11 protein-coding genes are annotated in these 16165 nt (G+C 42.6%); 9 read left to right on the forward strand and 2 right to left on the reverse strand.

All coding sequences use genetic code 11. The features are described from left to right. Positions 1–12 precede the first annotated feature (12 nt). The gene (locus tag V7K84_RS04415; RefSeq protein ID WP_334836656.1) at positions 13–345 is read right to left on the reverse strand and encodes a DUF565 domain-containing protein; all 333 of its coding nucleotides are present in this window, start codon (positions 343–345) and stop codon (positions 13–15) included. Positions 346–1154: 809 nt separating this feature from the next. Here V7K84_RS04415 and V7K84_RS04420 point away from each other — a divergent pair. Together V7K84_RS04420 and V7K84_RS04425 are read left to right on the forward strand one after the other, a co-directional pair. Continuing rightward, positions 1155–1796 (forward strand): hypothetical protein, encoded by a 642-nt coding sequence (locus V7K84_RS04420; protein ID WP_334836657.1) that lies wholly within the window; start codon positions 1155–1157, stop codon positions 1794–1796. A gap of 426 nt (positions 1797–2222) precedes the next feature. Next, positions 2223–4193 (forward strand): ArnT family glycosyltransferase, encoded by a 1971-nt coding sequence (locus tag V7K84_RS04425; protein WP_334836658.1) that lies wholly within the window; start codon positions 2223–2225, stop codon positions 4191–4193. 65 nt (positions 4194–4258) lie between these two features. Here V7K84_RS04425 and V7K84_RS04430 read toward each other — a convergent pair whose 3' ends face one another. After that, positions 4259–7492, reverse strand: coding sequence for a hybrid sensor histidine kinase/response regulator (locus V7K84_RS04430; RefSeq protein ID WP_334836681.1), 3234 nt, complete (start codon positions 7490–7492; stop codon positions 4259–4261). A gap of 661 nt (positions 7493–8153) precedes the next feature. On the opposite strand from V7K84_RS04430, the gene V7K84_RS04435 reads away from it, so the two are divergent. From V7K84_RS04435 to V7K84_RS04465, 7 genes are all read left to right on the forward strand, one after another. Beyond that, complete coding sequence (locus V7K84_RS04435; protein ID WP_334836659.1) at positions 8154–8732, forward strand: KaiA family protein; 579 nt, start codon at positions 8154–8156, stop codon at positions 8730–8732. A gap of 132 nt (positions 8733–8864) precedes the next feature. After that, a complete protein-coding gene (gene kaiB / locus V7K84_RS04440; protein WP_099099291.1) occupies positions 8865–9179 on the forward strand; it encodes a circadian clock protein KaiB in 315 nt (104 codons plus the stop codon). 76 nt (positions 9180–9255) lie between these two features. Then, complete coding sequence (gene kaiC / locus V7K84_RS04445) at positions 9256–10818, forward strand: circadian clock protein KaiC (protein ID WP_334836660.1); 1563 nt, start codon at positions 9256–9258, stop codon at positions 10816–10818. A gap of 103 nt (positions 10819–10921) precedes the next feature. After that, entirely contained in the window at positions 10922–13138 is a 2217-nt protein-coding gene (locus V7K84_RS04450) for a TolC family protein (protein WP_334836661.1), read from the forward strand. Positions 13139–13772: 634 nt separating this feature from the next. Next, entirely contained in the window at positions 13773–14150 is a 378-nt protein-coding gene (locus V7K84_RS04455) for a hypothetical protein (protein WP_292775463.1), read from the forward strand. Positions 14151–14585: 435 nt separating this feature from the next. After that, complete coding sequence (locus tag V7K84_RS04460) at positions 14586–15095, forward strand: hypothetical protein (protein WP_289797297.1); 510 nt, start codon at positions 14586–14588, stop codon at positions 15093–15095. Between the two features lie 205 nt (positions 15096–15300). Then, entirely contained in the window at positions 15301–16080 is a 780-nt protein-coding gene (locus V7K84_RS04465) for a photosystem II S4 domain protein (RefSeq protein ID WP_094347455.1), read from the forward strand. The last annotated feature ends 85 nt before the right edge of the window (positions 16081–16165 follow it).

A 16165-nucleotide genomic window follows, 5' to 3' on the forward strand; every position in this document is an offset into this window, starting at 1 on the left:
TTCTCCATCTGACTACGATCCCAGCTTAAAAGCTTCGAGAAACAGGCTGTAGATGAAACCAACTTTGAGAAGATTTAGTGAGTCTACCAAGAGCGATCGCCTTTCCAAAAAGCTGCGACTATAAAATATTCTGCTAGTAATTTCCGTCAACAGTACTAAAAAACCAGCTACTACAATGTCTAATTCTGCCCGTTGTCCAGCAGTGGTGGAAGCTGCGTTTCCCAGAAAAAAACCGAACAAAAAACTAATTATCAGCAACGATAGCCGTCGCCAAGGATTTAAAAACCATTGCCCAAAGCGTGTAGCAATGGCATCGAACAAGTTGTTGAGACGAGTGTTTTGCATCAAAGGGACTTCTGGGAAAAGTCAAGATATCTTGAAATATATCTATATTAATGTAAGAAGGATATTGGTTTTAGCATCAGCTTGTTTGTTACTATTGTAGATATCTACTGGAATTACAGTGTTTATTCAAATTTCACCATTTTATCATCTTCAGAGAAGTACAGTTTCTTAGAAGATGTTTGGAAACAATAATATTTAGTTTTATCCCTACATTCAAGCCTTAAAAAATGGGAAAATGATTCAAAATTCCCCTTTTTTAAGGAAGCTAGTTCGTTAAGCGGGTTGTCTGACTTGTATTCATGTATGGAAGTAAGCTACTTGTAGCATCTCCCAACAGGACAAGGGACTTGTCTAGATTTAGGAAGGAGGATCTCTAAGCACTGGCTAGATCGCCAGGTACTTTCCAAATATCCTGTTAAGGTGTGCTTTTAATATCAGAAGACAAAATACACCACTTAGATTTATCTGACGTTTAGCAAAGAACGCCTTGTTGAGGCTGCTAACGGTTTCAGGAAAGTTTTATTTTTTTTATACAAATGAATTGGCTAAGTAGGTATCAAATTATCTTGTTTTTATCCATACTTACGGTTAAAAACCAAAGTAATCGATGTCTGTAACTCTTGTTTTTCAAACATCAAAGAGATTATATCCTTCAAATGTTTTCTAATCAAAATGATATTTATCATACATTCGTATTCCTAATTTTAGGAAAGTCTATATTCGGCTATTTTGTGTGATTATCTTTTGGGATAATAGGCTACTATTTGGTCAAGCCTAAACAAAATATTTATTTCTAAATAACTATCAATATGAAATCTTTAGTGTATCGTAACGTCGGTATTACAGCTTTGTGTTTGGGACTGCTTGTTGCTCTAGTGGGATGCTTTGGACTGAGCGTATCCTTTGAGTCCACCAACCCAGATACAAACCCAGATACATCTTCACAACTGCCAACAGAAACTCAAGAGTGGCATACAACCTCGGTCGTACCTGAAAAAGGTATTTCCGCTAGTGTATCTACTCCAGCACCTACCCCAACCAATCGAGTAGAACATAGCAGTAAAGAGAATACTTATCCTGTCTTGGCAGAGCGTGATAAATCAACAAGCATTGCCAAGGATCGAGGAGGGAATTTGCGAATGAGCAATCAAACAAATCAGCCTGTGCGGCTGGTTCTACTGGCACGACAGTCAGTAGTAAAAGGAGCTAGTAAAAAACAAACTCACTACGATGTACCGGCACATTGGGATTTTGCTCCCGAAGAAGGTAGTGAGAAGGGACTGGTTCTATCTCTACCTCAGAATAATTTAAAGTTGGAAAAGGGAGATGTTTTAGTTGCTTTTGCACAAGATGGTTCCCGTCGTTACTGGGGCCCTTATATTATTGGCGAAACTCAATTACCTAAGTGGAATTCCCAAAACAGAGAATGGCAACTTGTGCTGAGTCAATAGACTTCTTGGCATTGTGGGGATAAGGGGCGGGGGGGGAATGGCACGCTTGTTAATCGCAAAGCCCTGATATAACAAGATTTTTGAGTTTGGGGAGAGTGGGAAGTGTGGGAGGTGTGGGGAGGGTGGGGAGAAAGAGGAGAAATTGAATAACTGCACATCAATGAACGCTGCATTGCCTCCCACACCCCCCACACCTCCCACACCCTGCCAGCAAGGAGGTTTCAGCTTTTCTTAGTGCCATTCGGGGCGGGAGGAAAGATTAACTCTAAGCCGAGGAACTCGGAACTCAGCACTCTTCATATCCTTACCCTACAGTTGGTAAAGTGTTAAGTAATGGATAGAGGAAAATTGTTGAATTAAAAACCCCGAAGAACAAAAGATAGATAACCAACGACTATTGATTAGTGATTGTTGACTATTGACTAAATGAGAATGAAATTGAGTGTTAAGCACACTGTTGATCGGTGGTTCAACAAAATAGCAAAAAATCCAGCCCTGAGTGTAACTGTGTCGATTTTGTGGTTGATGGTGGTTGGCTGGGTGGCTTTTGGGTGGAATTTGGGCAACATTGGCTTAATTGATGAAACAGAGCCGCTCTTTGCCGAAGCTTCCCGCCAAATGTTCGTCACAGGTGATTGGATTACCCCATTTTTCAATGGTGACACTCGTTTCGATAAACCTGCTTTAATTTACTGGTGTCAGGCGATCGCATATCATCTGATTGGCGTGAATGAATGGGCAGTACGCCTTCCTTCTGCGATCGCCGCATTCGGCTTAGTTTGTTTAGCTTTTTACACCATCCAGTGGTATCTGGCTAAACAAGACGAATTAGAGCAAGTTTCACGTCCTACTCGTCGCTACTTAACATCTTTTATCGCCGCCGCACTCATGGCACTCAATCCCGAAACTATTATTTGGGCGAGAACGGGTGTCTCTGATATGCTGCTCACCGGATGCATGGCATCGGCTTTGTTATGTTTCTTTCTAGGGTACGCAGGGAAGAAGGGGGGCAGGGGGGCAGGGGAGCAGGGGGGCAGGGGAGCAGGGGAGCAGGGGGAAAATTCTTCTCCTCTGCACTCTTCTGCCCAATCCCCACTTGCCCTGAGCGAAGCCGAAGGGATGCCCCATGCCCTATTCCCTAATAAGTGGTACTTAGCTTTTTATGTGCTGATTGCTGGCGCAATTTTGACCAAAGGGCCAGTGGGAATTGTTTTGCCGGGGCTAATTGTTGCCGCCTTTTTGCTTTACGTGGGTAAAGTGCGAGAGGTGTTGCGGGAAATGCACCTTCTCGTAGGTACACTGATAATTCTCGCTTTGTCAGTGCCCTGGTATGCTTTAGTCATTTGGCGCAATGGCTGGAATTACATTAACTCCTTTTTTGGTTATCACAACCTGGAACGCTTTACAGAAGTAGTTAATGGTCACTCAGCACCTTGGTATTTTTACTTTGTAGTCGTGCTGTTGGGTTTTGCACCATACTCAGTGTATTTACCAGCTTCTATAATTAGACTAAAATTTTGGCAGCGATCGCATTGGCGATCGCTTGAACGTTTTCAGCAATTTGGTTTATTTGCCTGGTTCTGGTTTGCTAGCATCTTTGCCTTTTTTAGCATTGCCGTTACTAAACTCCCTAGCTACGTATTGCCTTTAATGCCAGCAGCAGCAATCCTGGTAGCCCTGTTGTGGAGCGACGTTTTTTCAGATACAAAGACACGGCCAACAATTCCTGTTTCCCCCTCTCCCACTCAATCTATCTCCGCCTCTTTGCTGCGAATAAGTGGTTGGGTGAATGTAGTATTTTTATCAGTTCTGGCAACAGCACTGCTCAATATCACCCACATATTAGGTACCGATCCAGCGATAAGTAACTTCCACGAACTAATTGAACAATCTGGTTTACCAGTAATCGCGGGTATAATTTGGCTAGTTTCTGCTGTTTTGGTCGCGGGTTTATTATTGAGTCGCCGCTGGAATTATATTATCGGTATTAACTTAATCGGTTTTGTGGCGTTTGTAATTTTTGTCTTAACGCCTGCTTCGTTCTTTATCGATCGAGAACGTCAATTACCCTTAAGGGAATTGTCTGCGGTCATTCTAGAAGCAAAACAACCAAATGAAGAATTGATCATGCTTGGCTTCAAAAAGCCTAGTGTGGTATTTTACAGCCACATCCATGTAAATTATTTAAAATTTCCCCAAGAGGCTGTAGAGCATATTAAAAATCAGGCTGCTAAAGGACTAAAACCTTCTTCAGTGCTGCTGTTGGCGGAACAGAAAAAGTTTTTGAAAATGGACTTACAGCCAGATGATTACAAGAATTTATCAACCAAGGGTGCTTATAACTTGGTTCGAGTTCCTTTTAAGAAAATGAAAAATCAAAAAATCGACATATCATAAATTGCCATTAGTCATTAGTCATTTGCCCTTTGAGAATAACTAATGACCGATGACTAATGACTCTATTAACATTTGCCATTGTAACCATTGACAGCTAAAGCTTGATTGATCTGGCTTAATAGGTCTTCCATTGATATCGATCGCGGTAATATTTGGGTAGCGATCGCACCAACAACAGTTTCTATCGATTCCAAACCATTCTTCTTCTGCTTGTTAATTTCCCGATCGGCTACTCCATCCTGGAAACTGGTTTCTGAGCGATTTAATCGCTGATTTAGTACCAAAATTGGTGGCAACTTTAAAGGGGAATTTCCTAACGTTTTCAGTGCTTTGAGTACATCTTTGTGGATAGAGGTTTCTCCTAAGCAAATTAGCAGTAAGTCAACGCTTTCGTGGCGAATCTGTTGCAACACTTCTGCCCAACAAGGACTTATCGCCGCTTTGAAGCCTGCTGTTTGGAGGTATTGAATTAAAGCTTGGAACCACTCAGACCCCCGTTCAGCAGTTTCACTACTAATTGAGCAATTTTTCTCTGTGCGATAACCCTTCGCTGGCTTACGTCTTACCTGGGGAAAATCCCGGAGCATTGTTAAATCCACTACCAAGATATTGGGAGGGCAGCAAATACCAGAAGCAATTTCTAGTACTGATAGTAAAGCATCTGTTTTCTCGGTGCGACTGCTGTTATCTTTCCCAAATGGTGTTAAGTAAGGAAATACAGATAGCCCTGGTATTTTAGAAGCGATTAAAGTAGTTGCAACATCGCAAGTCACCAGTGGTATGGCTGCTAAACGTGGATGTCCAATTAGTTGTTGCAAATAAATTTGGGCGGTGGTACTTTCGACATCTAACAAAATGACATCAAACTGCCATACCCGCGCCAAAAGTTCTGCCTGATCTAGGTCATCTACTTCAATCACTCGATGTTCTCGAAGTGAGGGGTGGGGATTGACCGATTCTAACTGGGGATTCACTAACCGGAGGATTCGCAGTGGGGTTTTAGTTGGGATAATTGCACTATTATTTAAACCTATCTGCGATATTACTTGTGCAGCACATAATTTTTCTAGAACTGGTGCTAAGACCTGATGCTCTACTGGCAAACTTAAGAAACCATCGGCTCGGTTAGCAAATGCTTGCTCCTTTTCGGCTCCCGTAGCTGTCACAATTACAGATATATGACGGGTTGCGGTGTCAGATTTTAATAAAGTCAGTACATCCCAACCTGATAGCAGGGGTAGCAACGGATTTAAAAATATCGCTATTGGTTGCAAGCGTCGCGCTTTTTCGACTGCTTCTGTGCCCGATCGCGCAATCACTACCCGATATCCTAAACCTTTGAGTTGTTCGGTCAAGTCTTCAATATATCGGGCTACTGCCTCGACTACCAAGACCAATCGTTGCGAACTCGCAGGATGATGCTGTGTGGGCGTACTAACTTGCTGACGAGCGGCGGAGTTTTCCCGTGTCGGTTGGTATCGTGTCTCCTCCTCTTCTCTGATTCCCATCTCTGGTTCCGAAAAGCCTGTTTTCGGAGGACTGGGCGGCAGAAGTAGGGTAAACTGGCTACCTTTACCTTCACGCGATAAGAAGCTGACATCTCCTCCGTGGAGGCGAGCCAAGGCGCGAGTTAATACTAGCCCTAAACCAGTGCCTTCAAATTGGCGGGTGAGGGGATTTTCTAGTTGTTGGAATTTTTGAAAGATTAAGTGTTGCTGGTGTTCGGGAATGCCAATGCCTGTATCCCAAACTGTAAAGGCAATCCATCCTTCCCAACGACTTACCCGCAGCCCAATTTCGCCAGATATTTCGGTGAATTTAAAGGCGTTGGAAAGTAGGTGTACTAACATCTGGCGTAAGCGCAATTCGTCTGCCACCATCTGATCTAAACCTAGTTCAATGGAAAGACAGAATTGGGGAGCAGATGAACGCGCATTTGCAGGTGGCGGCGCAGATGTCGCTTTGGTGGTTTGAGTGTGGATAGCTTTGGCTTCCGATAGGGCGCGATCGCACACAGCCTGAATTTTCACCGGAGTCAGCGTCAAATCCATTTGTCCCGTCTCCATCCGGGTCAAATCTAAAATGTCATTGACAACACTCATCAGGTGGCGTCCGCTTTGATGAATCAGTCCCGCATAACGGGCTTGACGCTCGTTGAGTTCTCCCAACTGCTGATCCACGAGCAAGCGCGATAATCCTAAAACGGCAGTTAAAGGAGTTTTGAGTTCATGACTAATACAAGCTAAAAACTCATCTTTTAACCGATTGAGTTGAATTAAATCGGCATTCTTCGCTGCTAATTCTTTACAAAGCTGCTGCTGTTCGGTGACATCAGTAGCTAAAACCAACCACAAATCAGTGCTGAGTGCAATTTCCTCTTGGGCACTCATCACTTTAAATTCAGGACTATCTAAGGGAATTTTGGCAAACTGCCAGATTCGCTCTTGACCATTTTGCACTTCGACAACGCAGGTACAAGTACCCACTTGACTATCTAAATAGCATCGGCTGTATGCAGCATCACCTGATGCTTCTTGCTGAATCAGTTCTTCTTCACTACTCTGCCCATTCTCCCTACCATTGGGATGAACGTTGATTGCTGGTTGGGTGGCATATTCTGCTATTTCGGAGCGGTTAGGGACAAGTATTGCCTCCACCTGTTGCCTAACTCCTTCTGGATCTTTTAAGGTTCCTAATTGCTGCCACCAAGCGGGATTTCGCGCTACCACCTCGCCAGTACCTGTTTGCAACATCAAAGGCCAAGGCAGTCTTTCTAACAAGTGTACTAATGGCTGATGTCCTAAGGACTTGGGTTCATTTGGCCTCCCATCATACTCATGACGATGCTCGCTAGACCTTTGTAAGCCAGCCATACGTTCTTGAGCTAGCGATCGCAACAGACGCGAACTATCCAGCAGCCCCAAATATCGACCCTCAGAGTCAATCAGCGCCCAATCTAAGTTTTGGGGTTTTTCGACTTGTGAATCGCACCAGCGCAAGCTTAATCGCTCTACACGCTCAGAAGCTGATATTGTCTGTATTGGCTCAATTAGACCTTGACCCCAGGTAGAGAGCGATTGTTGTAAATTTAGATTTTTATCGTCACTTTGTGCTAATAATTTTGGGATTAAACGGGCAGAATACAGCAATCCAATGGGACATTGCTGTTGATTTACTACTACCAGGCGATCGCACTGCTCTTGCTCAAAAATCTCCAACACCACTGCCAGAGAACTTGTTTGGAGGCAGCTAGGTACGGTTGCCTGAAAGTCATAAAGCGGGTAATCTAGCATTAACATAGGGATTTTGGGGTCATTCTTCCTGTGGAACCCTCCGGCATTTCCATCTGCCAGTTGATGGTCTTTTCGCCCGAAGTCATATCCTTTAAGAAGACTCATATAAGCAACTCTGGTTATTTCAACGCCATTAAAACAACGGGATTTCCCCTAACGGACACGGGAATAGCAAACGAGTGCATTTTTCCAAGAGGCGACGTTTCTCATTTCCTAGCAACTAGCCTCTCCAGTGTCTTACTGGTATTTAAACTCCTCATCGATAGCGACGGCTAAAACAATTATGGCCCCAAAGATTCGCTTTAGAACCTTGAGGAATTATAATGATTTGGAATGCGACAATCCTTTAAGTTCGTTTAAGTATCTTATCAAGGAGCAAAATAAAAAAATAAATCTATCTATTTATATACATAGATATGTAAATCATGAGTTAACTCCTGTGTCTTGCTATGGCGACGATACCTCATCATCAAAGACCTACTAAGTTCTACCAGTTAGTTGCTCCACTAGATTGTTGAGTGCCTAGCACTATCTGCTCCCATAGAGCGTTATTTTGGGGTTAAATCACTAGTTGACTGCACAAGCACTATTCCCCTACAAGCGTTAACCAAACTTATCAGCCCGCGTTTATTGGTCAGGGCGATCGAGGAGATATATTCAAGAATAGATGTTATTACCGATATTGATTCTGCAATCTAATGTTAACAAATGCTTAAATAATCCAGTTGACTTAGCCAACCTCAAATTGAGTACGTGGATCGGGCAATTTATCGACGCAATGATTGCCCAATTTTGCTACTTACCTGTTGCTGCAACAACCTCTGGAACAATCAACTATTTACCAAATTGTCTGCCACGAAATCCAAGTAACGCATACACTAGCAAGTACGTTTATGTATTTGCCAGTCAGATGCAAAAAAGCCAGCAGCACTTTCAGGAGATGACTCCAGCAGAAAAACAAGGATTATTAAGACAGCTTAAAATAGATTATAGCCTGATTCTTATAGATTATTTTACTACAGACAAAACACTTAAAGATAAAATTGATAAATTTATCAATGCTATATTTTATGCTAATATTCCTGTGCCCCAAATAATCGAAATTCACATGGAGGTAATTGAAGAATTTTCTCACCAGCTAAAATTAGAAGGAAGGAGCAATGAAACGTTACTTGATTACCGCTTAACGTTGATCGATATCTTGGCTCACTTGTGCGAAGTCTATAGGAGTTCAATTTCTAAATAAATTAAGTTTATCGCTGTATATTTCACTTGGAACACACTACTGCTGTTAGTTACTCTCAATATGCGATAGCTGCACCAACGCCAAGGGCGATCGCATTTGTTATTTTTATGTTCATGACTAGCTATTAAGTATATGAATAAAGCCAGAAAAACCTACGTTCTCAAGCTTTACGTAGCAGGAAACACCCCGAATTCAGTCCGGGCATTAAAAACACTCAAAGATATTTTAGAGCAGGAGTTTGAAGGTGTTTATGCTTTAAAAGTTATCGATGTATTGAAAAGTCCACAACTGGCGGAAGAAGATAAAATCTTGGCAACGCCAACATTATCTAAAATTTTGCCTCCACCCGTTCGCAAAATTATTGGGGATCTTTCAGATAGAGAAAGAGTATTGATTGGATTGGATTTGCTCTATGAAGAACTGAGTGAAGAAGATTTTGAAGAGTAAATTTTTAATCATAAAAAATTGAGTCTAAAATTTAGTAATAAAAAAACAGGTTTTAATATCCTTTTGTTATCAAGCAATGAGTGAAAAAGAGCAAGTAGAACCAAAACAACCACCAATAATTAGGGGTATAGAAAAAATTCGGACGATGATCGAAGGGTTTGACGATATTAGTCATGGTGGTTTACCAATTGGTAGAACTACCTTGATTAGTGGCACATCCGGCACAGGCAAAACTTTATTCTCTCTTCAGTTTCTCTATAACGGTATTACCTATTTTGATGAAGCAGGAGTCTTTGTAACCTTTGAGGAATCACCGAGTGATATTATTAAAAATGCTCATGTTTTTGGTTGGAACTTGCCCCGGTTAATTGAAGAAGGCAAGTTGTTTATTCTTGATGCATCTCCCGATCCAGAAGGTCAAGATATCGTGGGGAATTTTGACCTTTCTGCACTCATTGAGCGCTTGCAATATGCCATCCGCAAATATAAAGCTAAACGAGTTTCAATCGACTCAATAACAGCAGTATTTCAGCAGTATGAAGCGATGGGAGTAGTGCGACGCGAAATTTTCCGCCTAGTAGCACGTCTCAAACTACTAAGTGTCACCACAGTAATTACCACTGAACGCAGTGAAGAATATGGGCCTGTTGCCTCTTTCGGAGTGGAAGAATTTGTTTCCGATAATGTAGTAATTGTTCGCAACGTTTTAGAAGGAGAACGCCGCCGTCGCACAATTGAAATTCTCAAATTGCGCGGCACAACTCACATGAAAGGCGAGTATCCCTTCACGATTACTAATGAAGGAGTTAACATCTTCCCACTCGGAGCAATGCGCTTGACTCAACGTTCTTCTAATGTCAGGGTATCTTCTGGTGTCAAAACTTTAGATGAAATGTGCGGTGGGGGTTTCTTTAAAGATTCAATTATTTTAGCAACAGGAGCCACAGGTACTGGTAAAACCCTGTTAGTAAGCAAATTTATTCAAGATGGCTGTCTCAATGGAGAACAGGCGATATTATTTGCTTATGAAGAGTCACGCGCCCAACTATCTCGTAATGCTTCCTCTTGGGGAATTGATTTTGAAGAATTAGAAGACCAGGGTTTACTCAAAATAATTTGTACCTATCCTGAATCAACTGGTTTAGAAGACCACTTACAAATTATTAAATCAGAAATTGCTATTTTCAAACCTGCTCGGATTGCTATTGATTCTCTATCAGCACTAGCTAGAGGAGTTACGAATAATGCATTTCGGCAGTTTGTAATTGGTGTGACAGGTTATGCTAAACAAGAAGAAATTACTGGTTTCTTTACTAACACAACCGATCAATTTCTAGGAGCGCATTCGATTACTGACTCTCATATTTCTACGATTACCGATACAATTCTGATGTTACAATACGTAGAAATTCGCGGAGAAATGTCGCGGGCAATTAACGTATTCAAAATGCGCGGGTCTTGGCATGATAAAGGAATTCGTGAGTATAATATTACTGCTGACGGGCCCGAAATCAAAGATTCTTTCCGAAACTACGAACGGATTATCAGCGGTGCTCCTACTCGCGTTAGTATCGATGAAAAGGCGGAACTTTCTCGCATTGTTAGACGTTTTGAAGACAAACAGAGTTCCGAACCCTAAATTTAGTATCGTAGTATATTCTTTCCTAAGTTTAGTATCGTGCTATATTCTGTGGTGAAGAAAGGTTTTCTGCCGCTAGATTGATTTTCGTGTGAGGGATGCGGTGAAAGGACAGCAATTATTTTATAGCTTCTTACCTGGTGTAACGGCAGCAGTTTTAACAACTCAGCCTGCTTGGGCTGGTACTGCGAAACTAACTGGGATACAACTGGCATCTTCTCCTAGCGTTTTGACTTCTACTTATGGTCAAGGCTTGGTTGTGGATACCATGAATACGCAACTGTCTAACAGTGCAAATGTTAGTGTTCCAACCCTAGTACCTGCTTTGGGTTTTACTAAACTTAGTGTGAAACCTTTAAGTAATAACAGTATTCCAGTATTTACGGCTGAAAATACTGTTGTGCCAATAAAACAACTACTTAAGAAAGATAAAGGTAGATTTTTCAGTTTGACACCTACCTCTAATTCTTCCCAAGCTCAAAAGAACCAAAAACAGAGTAATTCAAGCGCTGATGGGCAGAAATTAAAGAAGATACTAGTTCCCAACTACACTTCAAAACCCCTTTCTGTCCAAAAAGAAATTTTGTCCCTGTCTTCTGCACAGCAGCCAGTGGTTCAAAAGATAAATACTGTTACTCCGTTGCAAACATTTTTACAAACTTCAGCCACAGGTGCAGGAGCAGCAAAACTGTTGTCAGCGCAGAGGTGTCCACAGGAGTTAAGCAAAAGCAAAACTGACTCCTTGGCTGTGCTACTAACCTCAAGCACCTGCTTACGACAAAACGCTATTGGTGGTCGCTTGGCTCAGAGTAATACCACGATTCCGACAGATTCGACGCCAATCACTGCGCCAGGAACTGTAACTCCTACACCAGAGGGTTCGACGCCAACTCTAATTCCGCCAGGAACTGTAACTCCTGCACCAGGGGGTTCGGTGCAACCTGCCACTGTGCCAACAACGGTAACTCCAGTACCGTCAGGGGCAGTGCAAATTCCAGAGAACCTGATTCCTAACTCAAATCCCCTACAATTTCCCACCAAAGCGGAGGAAGTGAGACTTCAGGCAAATCAACCAATTACTTTGGCACAGGCTCTGGAGTTAGCACGGCGTAACAATCACGATCTACAGGTGTCCTTATTGGAGCTAGAACGCAATAAAGCGGCTCTACGCGAGGCGCAAGCGGCTTTATTGCCCACTCTGGGAGTTAGCACGGATCTGACTCGTAGTCAGTCTTCTAGCAGTCAGCTTCAGGACGAATTAAACGGGCGAAATGGCTTACTGTCTAACCAAGATCAACCCAGTACATCTTTTTCTGGTCAAGCACAGCTGTCGTATAATATCTACACTTCTGGGAGAGTGCAATCTAGCATCAAAGCGGCTGAAGAACAAGTACGTTTCAACGAGTTGGCTGTAGAAACTCAGTCTGAGACAATCCGTTTGAATGTTGCCACAGACTACTACAATTTGCAACAAGCGGATGAACAAGTACGGATTGCCCAAGCGGCTGTGTTGAACTCTGAAGCTAGTTTGCGTGATGCAGAATCTTTAGAACGAGCTGGCGTTGGTACGCGGTTCGATGTGTTGCGATCGCAGGTGAATTTAGCAAATGCCCAACAAAATTTAACTAATGCTAGATCCCAGCAGGCAATTTCCCGTCGTCAATTAGCAACTCGGATCAGTTTGCCGCAAGCCATAAATATCAGTGCCGCTGACCCTGTACAATTAGCTGGTCTTTGGAACCCAACCCTAGAACAAAGTATTGTGTTGGCTTATCAAAATCGTCCAGAATTGCAACAGCAGTTAGCACAACGTAATATTAGCGAGCAACAGCGCAGGCAAGCTCTTGCGGAACTGGGGCCTCAAGTTAGTTTGGTCGCTAGCTATGACCTGCTAGACCAGTTCGATGATAATGTCAGCGTTACTGATGGTTATTCATTCGGAGTTAGGGCAACCCTAAATTTGTTTGATGGCGGAGCAGCAAGAGCAAGAGCAGCTCAACAGCAAGCTAATATTGCGATCGCAGAAACTCAATTTGCCGAACAGCGCAACCAAATTCGCTTTCAGGTAGAACAAGCCTATTCTACCCAGCAATCTAGTTTGGAGAATGTTCAAACCGCTAATACCGCTTTAGAACAAGCCAGGGAAGCTCTACGTTTAGCGCGTTTGCGATTCCAAGCTGGTGTAGGTACTCAAACTGATGTGATTAACTCTGAAAATGACCTCACCCAAGCTGAAGGTAATCGAGTCACAGCAATTTTGGATTACAACCGCGCTTTAGCTCAGTTACAACGGTCTGTTACCCTCAGAGCATTCCGCTAATTAGCTGAAACTCAACTGAATCAGTACTTTTGACTGCTGTTGTGTCGATCGGGGCATTACACAGTCTAGTAGCATTTCTAATAAAAGCTAGCTAAAAGCCTCATTTATTCAGTGTATTTACTGGAAAGATGAGGCTTTTTAGTCCAAAAGGCAGTATTGTAAATTGTGATTTTTGAGAAATTATTTAGCGATCGCTAAAGGATAAGAGTCTACTATATCTAGTGGTCTATCGCATTAATTCTGACAAGTAGATAAATTCTTCAATTTCTCTTCTTTCCTTCTTCCTTCGCGTACTTCGCGTCTTCGCGGTTCGTTCTCTTATCCCTCAAATTTAATGCGATAGACCACTAGGCTGAGAATTTTACTCCCCTTGTTCCAGTAACAAAAGTTTTTCCGCTTCTCTTAAAAGCTGTTTACGGACGCGCTCGCTTTCGTTATGGATGGAAGAAACAAGTTAAATCCTCTTTCCTTCTGCCTCCTGCCTCCTGCCTCCTGCCTCCTGCCTTGTTTCTTTAAGAGGTAGTAGGGAAGGAGTTATTTTTGTGAGGTCTGTATTGGACTTAACAGAGAAGCGTTATAGTCAAATTTGGACTAACATAACTGAGTGTTCGATCGCTTGCCTTGTCAAAGACTAATGACTAAAGTAACATCTCAAGAAATTGCACAGTTTCGCTCTCAATTGGCAGACGATCCTAGCGATATGGAAGCGCTGGATTTAATTGAAGACTGTGATGGAGATTTGGAAGATGCAGCGATGACGCTAGCTATCCGAGCAGGACAACAACCAGAAAGAGCAAATTCTGAGTGGTTAGATGCCTTAGCTAGAAAATGGCGTGTGGTCATTTGCGAACAAGAATATCGAGAAGATTTGCTTAATACTTCTCTTGTGAAGATGATGGAACATCTAAAAACAACGCCAACATTTCCTAAGATTTTGGCAACGCCAGTTTTGCTATATGTCCTCAAGCAAGGCGTAAACAATTTTTGTGAGCCACTAGATTTGCTAAAATAGACCTCTTGCATAAGTCGAATCGACCCCCCTTAATCCCCCCGATATATTGGGGGGAAACTTGAAATCTTGCTCCCTCCCCAGTACATACGGGGAGGGTTGGGGAGGGGTGATTCAACGATTTTTGCAAGAGGTCTAACGATCGTCCCGCATTTTAATCTTACGATTAAAATCGCGGCTACCCAAATATAGACGCAAAGCGGCTTCAAAACCCTTAATCTGACCTTAGTGCGTGCAGACAGACTAGCCTATGGGAAGACTTTCATTGGGTTTGTGTAGTCTTTCCAGTGCTTTGGTACAAAATGTGAGCCTCCTAACTTCTGATATAAGTCTTGGAGTAATTCAGGTGTGTGACTTCTAGTCATGCGAGGTTCAATCGACCAGGACTGATACGCTGTTAATTAAGGCAAAACTTCTATTAGACAAATTGTAAAATCAATGAATTACCTTGTTGCCGTATTACCAGACCGCATTCAAGCCGAAGCTGCTTACTTAGCTTTAGAAAAAGAAGGCATTAACAGCACTATTTTGGGAAGGGGGTATAAAACGGCTGACGAGTTTGGCTTAATTGACCCTAAAGACCAAGCTAAAAAACAAGCAAAACAGATGGCAACCTGGCTGATACCATTTGGCTTTTTTGCAGGTTTTACATTCAGCCTGATTACTGGTTTAGATACTTTTGCCTGGGCGGGTGAAGTTGGCAATCACATTGTTGGCGGACTGCTGGGTGCTGCTAGTGGTGCAATGGGTGGTGTGGTTGTCGGTGGCGGAGTCGGTTTACTTATAGGTGGTGGTGATGCTTTACCTTATCGCAACCGCTTAGATGCAGGTAAATATTTAGTTGCCGTTGAAGGTTCTGAAACTCTAACTCGCCAAGCAACCAAAATATTGCGTCAGTTCGATCCAGAAAATATCCAAGGTTATGCCGACACAAATACTGTGTATTGAATAAATCATAGTTTACAGATCGCGACACAGCGGCTTGAGTTACTTTCCTATTCTTGGGAGATGGCGTAAGCCGCTGCGATCGCCAACAAATGCCCAGTAGAAAGGCTAACCCAATCTGACAGGAACTGTAGAAATGGGAATTACAGCTAGAATCAAGATAGTTATAGCAGATTAATTCTCAATTAATAACTCATAATTTTTAAGAATGTTGCCACGAGAAGAACTTTTAAAAGGTGTTGAAAATCGAGATAGTGTAGCTCGTGCCATCGATCAAGCGGAGCAAGCCATCAAAACTTGGGAAGTAGTTTTGACAGATTTTCTATCTCCCCCAGAATTGGCAGAAATTCAACGGGTGTTTAACCGATTAACAGAAGTGCAATTAGTCGCGTGGGGTGGATATCCGCAAGCTGAACGCCAAAGAATAGCGATCGCTCGTTCAGAACTTCCGTTAGAGCAATCTCAAGTCAGCCTTGTAGCTGTAGAAATTGCTGGTAATTTCCTGTTTGATACCGCCTCTCACCGCGACTTTTTAGGCGCAATGTTAGGGACAGGAATTGTTCGTGAAAAGACGGGAGATGTGATTGTCTTGGGAGAACGAGGGGCGCAGGCGATTGTTGCCCCAGAGTTGGTAGAATTTTTGTCAATGAGCCTCAAACAGGTGCGATCGGTTCCTGTGAAAACTCAGCAGATTGAGCTAACTGAATTAAAGGTTCGGGAACCCAAGAAAAAAGAATTAACTACTGTGGAGGCTTCTTTAAGATTAGATGCGATCGCATCTGCTGGTTTTGGTATGTCCCGCAGCAAAATGGTTGATTTCATCGATGCTGGTGATGTCCGCGTCAATTGGAAGGAAGTTACCCAAGCTAGTTCTCAAGTCAAATCAGGCGACTTAATCGCCATTCGCTCTAAAGGGCGTTTAGAAGTTGGCGAAATCGCCGTTACCAAAAAAGAGCGTTACCGAGTTCAATTAACAAGATATATGTAATAAGTTAGGAGTGAAAAGTTAGGAGTGAGGAGTTTTAAATACATCAGTTTATTTAACTTGAAACTCTTGTACAGACGCAATTCGT

This window comes from Nostoc sp., assembly GCF_036917315.1.
In the GTDB taxonomy this organism is placed as follows: domain Bacteria; phylum Cyanobacteriota; class Cyanobacteriia; order Cyanobacteriales; family Nostocaceae; genus Nostoc.